The following is an 8823-nucleotide window of genomic DNA, read 5'->3' as shown; positions in this document are numbered from 1 at the left end:
GAATGAGGTGGTGGGGCGGGAGAATGAGTGGGTGGATGAACTTACGGGGGAGTTCGAAGCGGAGCGGGGGCATCTGCTGGCGGTCGCGCGGCGGATGCTCGGCAGCCGCAGCGAGGCCGAGGACGCCGTCCAGGAGACCTGGCTGCGCTTCTCCGGCGCGTTGAGCGACCCCGAGCAGCGCGCCCGCGTACGCGATCTGCGCGGTTGGCTCATCACCACCTGCTCGCGGATCTGCCTGGACGTGCTCCGCTCCGCCCGGGTGCGCCGGGAGGCGTACCCGGGTCAGTGGCTCCCCGAGCCGGTGGTGACCACCGTGCCGGCGGCGGACGGGTTCGCGCCCGACCCGGCCGAGCGGGCGGTACGCGCCGACCAGATCGGCACCGCGCTGCTGGTGGTGCTGGAACGGCTGACGCCGGAGCAGCGGGTGGCGTTCGTGCTGCACGACGTGTTCGCGGTGCCGTTCTCCGACGTGGCGGACGTACTGGCGGTCACGCCGGAGGCGGCGCGTCAACTCGCGTCGCGGGCCCGGCGGGCGGTGCACCGGCCGGACGCGCCGCAGCACAGCGCCGACCTCGCCGAGCAGCGACGGGTACTCACCGCGTTCGTCGCCGCCGTGGAGTCCGGCGAGCTGGAGCAGTTGGTCCGGGTGCTCGCACCCGACGTGGTGGCGATCGGCGACTCCGGCGGCCACTTCCCGGCGGCCCGCCAGCCGGTGGTCGGCGCGGAGGCGGCCGGTCGCCTGCTCCTCGGCCTGTTCAACCAGGCCCGCAAGTGGGGCGCGATGCGGGTCCGGCCGGTGGTGGTGGACGGCACGCTGGGCTGGCAGTCGGAGGTCCCCTACCGGGACGGGCGGACCATGCGGATCGTCACCTCGTTCGCCGTCCACGAGGGGCGGGTCACCGGGGTGTTCAACCACCTCAACCCGGACAAGGTCGGCGAGCTGCCGCCGCTGGGGCCGGACGCCGCCTGGCCGCCGCGCTGGTGAGTTGGCTCAGACCACCAGTGCCAGCCACTTCCGGTACGACGTGGCGAACGGCTCGGTGCCGTCGCCGAGCGCGCCGAGCAGCCAGCGGGCGGCCGCCTCGGCCTCGGTGACCACGTCGTCCGGGTAGCCCCAGCGGGCCCGGTGCTCGGCGAACTCGTCCTCGTCGCGCAGCTCGACCACTGCGGTCTCGCGGCGGCGCACCACGTCAAGGTCGAGGTCGATCAGGTGGACCGTCTCCGCGCCCTCCCAGCGGGCCGGGGTGGCGATGTCGCAGTAGACCTCGCTGGTGCGCGGCGGCGGGTTGAACATGCCGGTCCACCAGCCGTGGTGGGGCACCAGCAGGACGAACGGGATCTGCTCGACGGACGGGCGGCCGTGGTAGACGGATTCGGTGCCGGCGGGCACGCCGAGCCAGACGCCGAGATCGTCCTCGGCGAGGCGGCGGGCCGGGTAGTCGCGGTGGGCGCTGCCGTCGTACTTGCGGTAGATCACGCGGACCACGTCGCTCGGCATGCCTGGCACCCTAACCGATTCCGGCCACGCCACGCGATCGGGAGGTAACCGGACGCGACCCGCCGTCCCGCCACGCCGCCGGAGCGACCGGACCCCCGTCGGTGCCGGCGGGTACGGTCGCACGGTGACCCCGTCCCGCACCGCCACCGGCCCGGCCGTCCCGAAGAAGCGCCGCAGTGGTCGCGCCGGCGCCGGGGAGCTGCTGACCGCCGCGGTGGGCGCGGTTCCCGGCGGCGCGGCCCGGCCCGGTCAGCAGCAGATGGCCGAGGCGATCGAGCGCAGCATCGCCTCCGGCGAGCACCTGCTGGTGCAGGCGGGCACCGGCACCGGCAAGTCCCTGGCCTACCTCGCGCCGGCGCTGACGGTGGACGGGCCGGTGGTGGTCTCCACCGCCACGCTGGCGTTGCAGTCCCAGCTGGTCGAGCACGACCTGCCCCGGCTGGCCGACGCGGTCGAGCCGGTGCTGGGCCGGCGCCCCACGTTCGCCGTGCTGAAGGGTCGCCACCACTATCTGTGCCTGGCGAGGTTGGACAGCTCGGTCGAGGACGAGCCGGACGACGCGCTCTTCGACGCGCCGCGCCCCGGCAACGGCGGCACCAAGTGGCTCGGCGAGGCGGGCCGCCTGGGCAAGCAGGTGCAGCGGCTGCGTGACTGGGCCGAGGAGACCGCCACCGGCGACCGGGACGAGCTGGATCCGGGCGTGGACGACCAGGTGTGGCGCACCGTCTCCATGCCGGCGCGCGAGTGCGTGGGCGCGAGCCGCTGCCCGTTCGGCCAGGAGTGCTTCGCCGAGGCGTCCCGGGCGCGCGCCCGCGAGGCGGACATCGTGGTGACGAACCACAGCCTGCTCGCCGTCGACATGCTCGCCGGTCGGCACATCGTGCCGCCGCACAAGCTGCTGGTGGTGGACGAGGCGCACGAGCTGGCCGACCGGGTCTCCTCGGCGGCCCAGGCCGAGCTGGTGCCGGAGCTGATCGACAGGTCCACCCGCCGGGCCCGGCCGCTGCTGCGCCCGGACCTGGCCGAGCGGCTCACCGAGGCCGGTGACGCGCTCGCCGTGGGGCTGGCCGAGGCGCCGGCCGGGCGGCTCACCGCCGGTCTGCCGTCCGCGCTGCGCGAGGCGTGCACGCTGCTGGACTCGGCGACCCGGGCCGCGCTGGAGGCGATCGGCGACGTGAAGTCCGACGACCCCGACCCGGTACGCAAGCAGCAGGCCAAGGCGGTGCTGGACGAGTTGTCCACCACCGCCCAGCGGCTGCTGGAGGAGGCCGACCACGACGTCGCCTGGGTCGAGAAGCCGGACAACGGCAGCCGCCGGGCACTGGTGGTCGCGCCGCTGTCGGTCGCGGGCACGCTCGCCACCCACCTGTACGACGAGCGCACGGTCGTCGCCACCTCGGCGACGCTGGCGCTGGGCGGCCGCTTCGACACGGTGGCCCGGGCGCTGGGGCTGGACGCGCCGCCGCCCGCCCCGCCGTCCCCGGCCGCCGCCGCGATCGCCACCGCTGCCGCCGCGGGCCGCACCCCGGTCACGCCGCCGGTGGCCGCCGCCGAGGGCAGCCGGGCGTCGATCGGCACCGTGCCGGCCACCGAGGGGCCGGGCTGGAGTTCGCTGGACGTCGGCTCGCCGTTCGACTACGCCCGGCAGGGCATCCTGTACGTGGCCGCGCACCTGCCCCGCCCCAGCGTCTCCGGGCTGCCCGGGCCGGCCGGTGAGGAGCTGCTGGCGCTGGTCGAGGCGCTCGGTGGTCGTACCCTCGGGCTCTTCTCGTCGCGACGGGCCGCGCAGCAGGCAGCGGAGCTGGTCCGCGCGCGGACCGACCTGCCGGTGCTGCTGCAGGGCGAGGAGGCGCTGCCGCTGCTGGTGCGCCGGTTCCGCGAGGTGCGGGAGAGCTGCCTGTTCGGGGTGATGTCGCTCTGGCAGGGGGTGGACGTGCCGGGCGACGCCTGCCAGCTCGTGGTGATCGACAGGTTGCCGTTCCCCCGGCCGGACGAGCCGCTCGCCGCGGCGCGCGCGGCGGCGGTGGACGCCGGTGGCGGCTCGGGTTTCGCGGCGGTGAGCGTGCCGATCGCGGCGGTCCGGCTGGCCCAGGGCGTCGGCCGGCTGATCCGGGCCACCGGCGACCGGGGCGTGGTGGCGGTGCTCGACTCGCGGCTGGAGACGGCGCGCGGGTACGGCCCGTTCTTGCGCCGTTCGCTGCCGCCGTTCTGGTACACCACCCGGCCCGAGGTGGCCCGGGGCGCGCTGGAACGGCTCGCCAAGAGCTGACGCCCGCGCCTCCCCGGGCGGGGCGACACGGGCGTCAGGGGGTCGTGCGGGTCAGGGCGCCTGGGAGGCGACCACCACCGCGTCCGGTGGGGTGTCCGGCACGGTACGCGCGGCGAGCCGCCGGACCGCGGTGTTGAGCACGGCGATCAGCGGCACCGCGACCAGCGCGCCGGCGATGCCGGCGAGCACCACGCCGGCGGCGATGCCGATGATCACGGCGAGCGGGTGGATGGCCACCGCCCGGCCCATGATCAGCGGCTGGAGCACGTGGCCCTCGACCTGCTGCACCCCGACCACCACGCCGAGGATGATCAGCGCGGTCACCGGGCCGCTGTCGACGAGCGCGACCAGCACTGCGACCACGCCGGACAGGAACGCGCCGACGATCGGGATGAACGCGCCCAGGAAGACCAGCGCGGCCAGCGGGAACGCGAACGGGATGTCGAACAGCACCAGGAAGATGCCGATGCCGACCGCGTCGATGAAGGCCACGAGCACGGTGGCCCGCACGTACGCGCCGAGCGTCGCCCACGACGCGCGACCGGCGTCGTCGACCTTCCAGCGGGCCGCGACCGGCAGCAGCCGGACCAGGAACCGCCAGATGGAGTTGCCGTCACGCAGGAAGAAGAACGTGGCGAACAGCACGAGCACGGTGCCGGTGAGCACCTCGGCCAGCGTGGCGGCGGTGCTGAGCGCACCGCTGGTGAACCGCTCGGTGTTGCCGTTGATCCAGTTCTGCGCCTCGTTGATGTAGCGGTCGAGCTGGCTGTCGGACAGGTGCAGCGGGCCGGTCTTGAACCAGTCCTGGATCTGCCGGATGCCCTGCGAGGACTTCTCGCTCAACTCCGGTACGCCCTTGATGAACTCGTTGACCACCAGCGTCAGCGTGCCGACCACGGCGGCCAGGCCGCCGACGAGCACCACACCGGTGGCCAGTGAGCGGGGCAGGCGGGCCCGGAGCAGCCAGCCGACCGCCGGGGCGAGCAGCGCGGAGAGCAGCAGCGCGACGGTCAGCGGGATGATCACGATGCTGATGGTGCCGATGATCTTGATGAGCGCCCAGGTCACGATGCCGATCACGATCAGCCGCCAGCACCACGCGGCGGTGATCCGCAGCGCGTGCGGCACCTCGGTGTCGTCCCGGCTCACAGTCGAGGAGTGCATCGCGGCCGGCGGCTCGACGCCCACCACAGTCGCCTCCGGCGACGCCGACGGTCCCGGTGACGCGGGCGAGGCCACTCCTGCCTCCCCCGGCGCCGCTTCCGGGTCGGCCCGGCGGGTCCGGGCGGCCTCCCGGCCCGACTCGTACGCGCGGCGGAGCCGTCCGCGCATCCGCTCGAAGCGGCTCAAGCGCACCTCCGGCAAAGTCGGCCCCACCACGTCGCAGGGGGCACAGGATACGTCTGCTCGCCCCACCCTAGGGCGGCTCGGCCACACATTGCCCGCCCGGCGCTCCTGCGAACCACGGCGGAATCGACAGCCGGGCACGCGGTAGCGTCTTCGCGTGACCGCCGACCAGAGTCTCGACGCCGGGCTGCCGATCCGCCTGCTGCACGACCGCGTGCTGGTACGCACCGAGGGCGCCGAGGGCGAACGCCGCTCCACCGCCGGCATCGTGATCCCCGCGACCGCCGCCGTGGGCAAGCGGCTGGCCTGGGCGACAGCCGTCGGCGTCGGGCCGAACGTCCGCTCGATCGTGGCCGGCGACCGGGTGCTCTTCGACCCGGACGACCGCTCCGAGGTCGAGTTGCACGGGCGGGCGTACGTGCTGCTGCGCGAGCGGGACGTGCACGCCGTGGCGGCCGAGCGGGTGGAGAGCACCGCCGCCGGCTCCACCGGTCTCTACCTCTGATCCGGCTCTCCACCCTCCGACCCGGCATCGGCGCCGTTTGCGGCGCTTCCCGGCGGGAAGCCCAGGCACCTGAGCGCCCTGGGGAGGGACACCATGCCGGTAGTGATCAAGAAGATCCTCGCCTGGGGATTCCTCGCGTTCCTGATCTACTTCATGGCGTTCCGTCCGGACGGGGCCGCGCAGGTGTTCAGGGGGATCGGGGCCGCGCTCATGGCCATCGCCCAGGGGCTCGGCGACTTCCTGACCGGCCTGATGAGCTGACCCGTCAGCGCCCGGGATGCCAGGGCGCGCCCGGGCCGTGCCAGCCGCCCGGGCCGTAGCCGGGCGGCGGGTACGCGGGCGGCGCGGCGAGCACCACCGGGATCGGCACCACCGGGTCGTCGGGCGCCTCCACCGGGCGCTGCGAACCGTCCGGGAACCGCAGGTGGTAGCGCTGACCGTCCCAGACCCCGACCGGCGCCTGCGGGTCCCGGCCGACGAAGAACGACCGGTACGCGGAGATCGCCTCCAGCAGTTCCCGTTCCTCCCGCGCTGTCCGTTCCCGCTCGGCGGGTTTGCGGTCCAGTCCCCGGCGCATGCCGTCGCGCAGCAGCGCGAGCCGGGTCGCGGCGAACTGGTAGCCGCGCATCGCCTTCACCCCGCCGTCACCGGCGACCCGCCGGGCCCACGTACGCGCCGCGTGCCGGCGGCCCAGGCTGCCCAGCGCGGCCACCTCGGGCGGGGTGAGCCAGCCCGCCCGCACGTAGTCCGGCAGCGTGCGCTCGGTGAGGCGGCCCTCCCAGGCGCGCAGCCAGATCGCCAGCCCCACCATGGCGAAGAAGATCGGCACCATCACGCCGATGTACCCGTAGAGCACGATCACCGTCTGCCCGGTGGCCTGGGCCAGCGAGGGCAGCAGGTTCCAGGTGCCGTGCAGGATCATCGCCAGCAGCAGGCCGGCCAGCGGGGCGAGCACCCGTACCCTTCGGTCGGCGGTACGCGCCGCGACGCCCAGCCCGACGCCGGTCATCGAGGTGAACAGCGGGTGGGCGAAGCCGAACAGCAGGATCCGGACGATGAAGATCGCGATCACCTGCTGCGCGCCGGTGGCCGGGCCGTACTGCTCCACGCCGGTGCGGTAGCCGTACCCGCCCAGGTAGAGGATGTTCTCGACCATGGCGAAGCCGACCGCGGAGAGCCCGCAGTAGACCAGGCCGTCGGTGATCCCGGAGAACTCCCGGCGCCGGAAGATCAGCACCAGGAGCGGGCCCGCCGCCTTGGTCAGCTCCTCGATGAACGGGGCGACGAGCACCGCTGTCAGCGCGGCGGGCAGCCCCAGGTCGTCGAACAGCCGCGCGCCGGTCTCGTTGACCAGCAGCGAGATCGCGGTGGAGACGAAGGCGCCCCACGCGAAGCAGAAGATCAGATACTTCAACGGCTCCGGCTCGTAGCGGTCGAGCCACAGGAAGCAGGAGACCAGCACCGGCACCGGCAGGATCGCCGCGACCAGGCCCACCAGCAGCGCCTCGGCGCCGAGGCTCTCGCCCAGCGTGAAGACCATGAACAGCGCGCCGGCCGCGATCAGCAGCACCACACCGGCCAGCGCGAGGAAGCGCCGCCAGCCGAGCCGGCGCAGCGGCATCCGGGGCGTCGGCCCTCCCGGCGGCGGGGCGGCGGGCGCGGGCGGCGGCGGCAGGGCTCCGCCGGGCGGGGTGTCGGCCATGCGGTCAGCGTAGTCACCCGCGACCCACTGGTCCGGGCCGAACGCTACGGCTATGCTCCCGAACAGGTCACGAGCGCCAGCGTCAAGCCCCGGCTTGCTGGCCGGCAACCCTCGTCGAGGTTCGCGGTGGGGTGCCCCGGGTGATGACCGGGCCCAGCGCCGCTCCGCGTGCTGGGCAAGCGCGGACCCCGTCCCGGCACCACCCGGGGTCCACCTGTGACCCGGGAGGCTCCGCCATGACCCTCACTCTCGTACCCCCGTCGCCAGTGCTGCCCGCGCCGGTCCGGCCCGACCCGCTCGGCGTGCTCGGCGTACCGGGGGAGATCAACCTGGACCACGCCGCCAGCGCGCCGTGCGCGCGGGCCGCGGCCGACGCGGTGGCCGGGCTCCTTCCCTGGTACGCGAGCGTGCATCGCGGCGCGGGCGCGCTGTCCCGGCGCTGCACGCTCGCCTACGAGCAGGCCCGGCAGACCGTCGGCGACTTCCTCGGCGCCCGCCCCGACGACCACGTGATCTTCACGCGGAACACCACAGACGCGCTGAACCTGCTGGCCCGTGCGCTGCCCGCGGGCACCACGGTGATCACGTTCGGCGGCGAGCACCACGCCAACCTGCTGCCCTGGCCGCGCGGCTCGGTACGCCTGCCGGTGCCGGACAGCCCGGCCGGCGCGGTCCGGTCCCTCGCGGCGGCGCTCGGCGAGCTGGCCCGCGACGCCCGGCCCGGCCTGCCGGTGCTGGTCGCGGTCGCCGGCGCCGGCAACGTCACCGGCGAGGTGTGGCCGATCGCCGAGCTGGCCCGGGTCGCGCACCGGCACGGCGCCCGCATCCTGGTCGACGCCGCGCAGCTCGCCCCGCACGCCCCGGTCGACCTGGCCGCGCTGGACGTGGACTACGTGGCGCTGTCCGGCCACAAGCTGTACGCCCCGTTCGGCGCGGGCGTGCTCGCCGGGCGGGCGGACTGGCTGGACGCGGCCCCGCCGTACCTGGCCGGTGGCGGCGCCACCAGCCACGTCGGCGCGGCCACGCACGAGGTGCGGTGGACCACCGGCCCGGCCCGGCACGAGGCCGGCACCCCGAACCTGCTCGGCGCGGTGGCGCTGGCGGCGGTCTGCGCCGCGCTCGGCGAGGCCGACCGGCAGGCGCTGCACGTACGGGAACAGGCGCTGCTGACCCGGCTGCGCCGCGGCCTCGCCACGCTGCCCGACGTGGTCGAGCTGCGCATGTTCGGCCCGGACGCGCCCCGGGTGGGGATCGTCAGCTTCGTGGTCGCCGGGCGGGACTCGGCCGACGTGGCCGCGCATCTGGCGAGCCGGCACCGGATCGGGGTACGGGACGGCCTGTTCTGCGCCCACCCGCTGACCCGTCGCCTGCTGGCCGAGGCCGCCGCCCGTACCGGCCGCACCGACCTGCCCCCGACCGCCCTGCGCGCCAGCCTGGGCCTGGGCACCACCGAGCCCCAGGTCGACACCCTCCTGACCGCCCTGTCCCACCTCCCCTAACCC

The 8823-nt window shown here is 74.9% G+C and carries 8 protein-coding genes and 1 riboswitch; of the genes, 5 read left to right on the top strand and 3 right to left on the bottom strand.

The window, feature by feature from the left end; translation table 11 throughout:
* Nucleotides 1-31: 31 nt before the first annotated feature.
* Nucleotides 32-985: an RNA polymerase sigma factor SigJ gene (gene sigJ / locus BAW75_RS05280; RefSeq protein WP_104112831.1), complete on the top strand. Its 954-nt coding sequence runs from the start codon at nt 32-34 to the stop codon at nt 983-985.
* 6 nt (nt 986-991) lie between these two features.
* Here the strand turns inward: sigJ and BAW75_RS05275 are convergent, their stop codons facing one another.
* Nucleotides 992-1498, bottom strand: a complete 507-nt coding sequence (locus BAW75_RS05275; protein ID WP_043327997.1) for a DUF402 domain-containing protein — start codon at nt 1496-1498, stop codon at nt 992-994.
* A gap of 124 nt (nt 1499-1622) precedes the next feature.
* On the opposite strand from BAW75_RS05275, the gene BAW75_RS05270 reads away from it, so the two are divergent.
* On the top strand, nt 1623-3767 hold the full coding sequence (locus BAW75_RS05270) for an ATP-dependent DNA helicase (protein ID WP_064446720.1): 2145 nt from the start codon (nt 1623-1625) through the stop codon (nt 3765-3767).
* Between the two features lie 51 nt (nt 3768-3818).
* Here the strand turns inward: BAW75_RS05270 and BAW75_RS05265 are convergent, their stop codons facing one another.
* On the bottom strand, nt 3819-5117 hold the full coding sequence (locus tag BAW75_RS05265) for an AI-2E family transporter (protein ID WP_231915501.1): 1299 nt from the start codon (nt 5115-5117) through the stop codon (nt 3819-3821).
* A 154-nt stretch (nt 5118-5271) separates the two neighbouring features.
* Between BAW75_RS05265 and BAW75_RS05260 the strand changes: the two genes are divergently transcribed.
* Both BAW75_RS05260 and BAW75_RS32240 read left to right on the top strand, forming a co-directional pair.
* Complete coding sequence (locus tag BAW75_RS05260; RefSeq protein ID WP_043327996.1) at nt 5272-5619, top strand: GroES family chaperonin; 348 nt, start codon at nt 5272-5274, stop codon at nt 5617-5619.
* 93 nt (nt 5620-5712) lie between these two features.
* A complete protein-coding gene (locus BAW75_RS32240; RefSeq protein ID WP_166457585.1) occupies nt 5713-5880 on the top strand; it encodes a hypothetical protein in 168 nt (55 codons plus the stop codon).
* 4 nt (nt 5881-5884) lie between these two features.
* Here the strand turns inward: BAW75_RS32240 and BAW75_RS05255 are convergent, their stop codons facing one another.
* Complete coding sequence (locus BAW75_RS05255) at nt 5885-7321, bottom strand: PrsW family intramembrane metalloprotease (protein WP_084789594.1); 1437 nt, start codon at nt 7319-7321, stop codon at nt 5885-5887.
* A 65-nt stretch (nt 7322-7386) separates the two neighbouring features.
* Nucleotides 7387-7509: riboswitch (SAM riboswitch) on the top strand.
* A 48-nt stretch (nt 7510-7557) separates the two neighbouring features.
* Between BAW75_RS05255 and BAW75_RS05250 the strand changes: the two genes are divergently transcribed.
* Nucleotides 7558-8820 (top strand): aminotransferase class V-fold PLP-dependent enzyme, encoded by a 1263-nt coding sequence (locus BAW75_RS05250; RefSeq protein ID WP_104112829.1) that lies wholly within the window; start codon nt 7558-7560, stop codon nt 8818-8820.
* Nucleotides 8821-8823 lie beyond the last annotated feature (3 nt).

Origin of the sequence: Micromonospora chalcea (assembly GCF_002926165.1) — a bacterium.
GTDB lineage: Bacteria > Actinomycetota > Actinomycetes > Mycobacteriales > Micromonosporaceae > Micromonospora > Micromonospora chalcea.
Note: the sequence above shows the minus strand (reverse complement) of the source record. Positions and strands in the feature narration are given on the sequence as shown.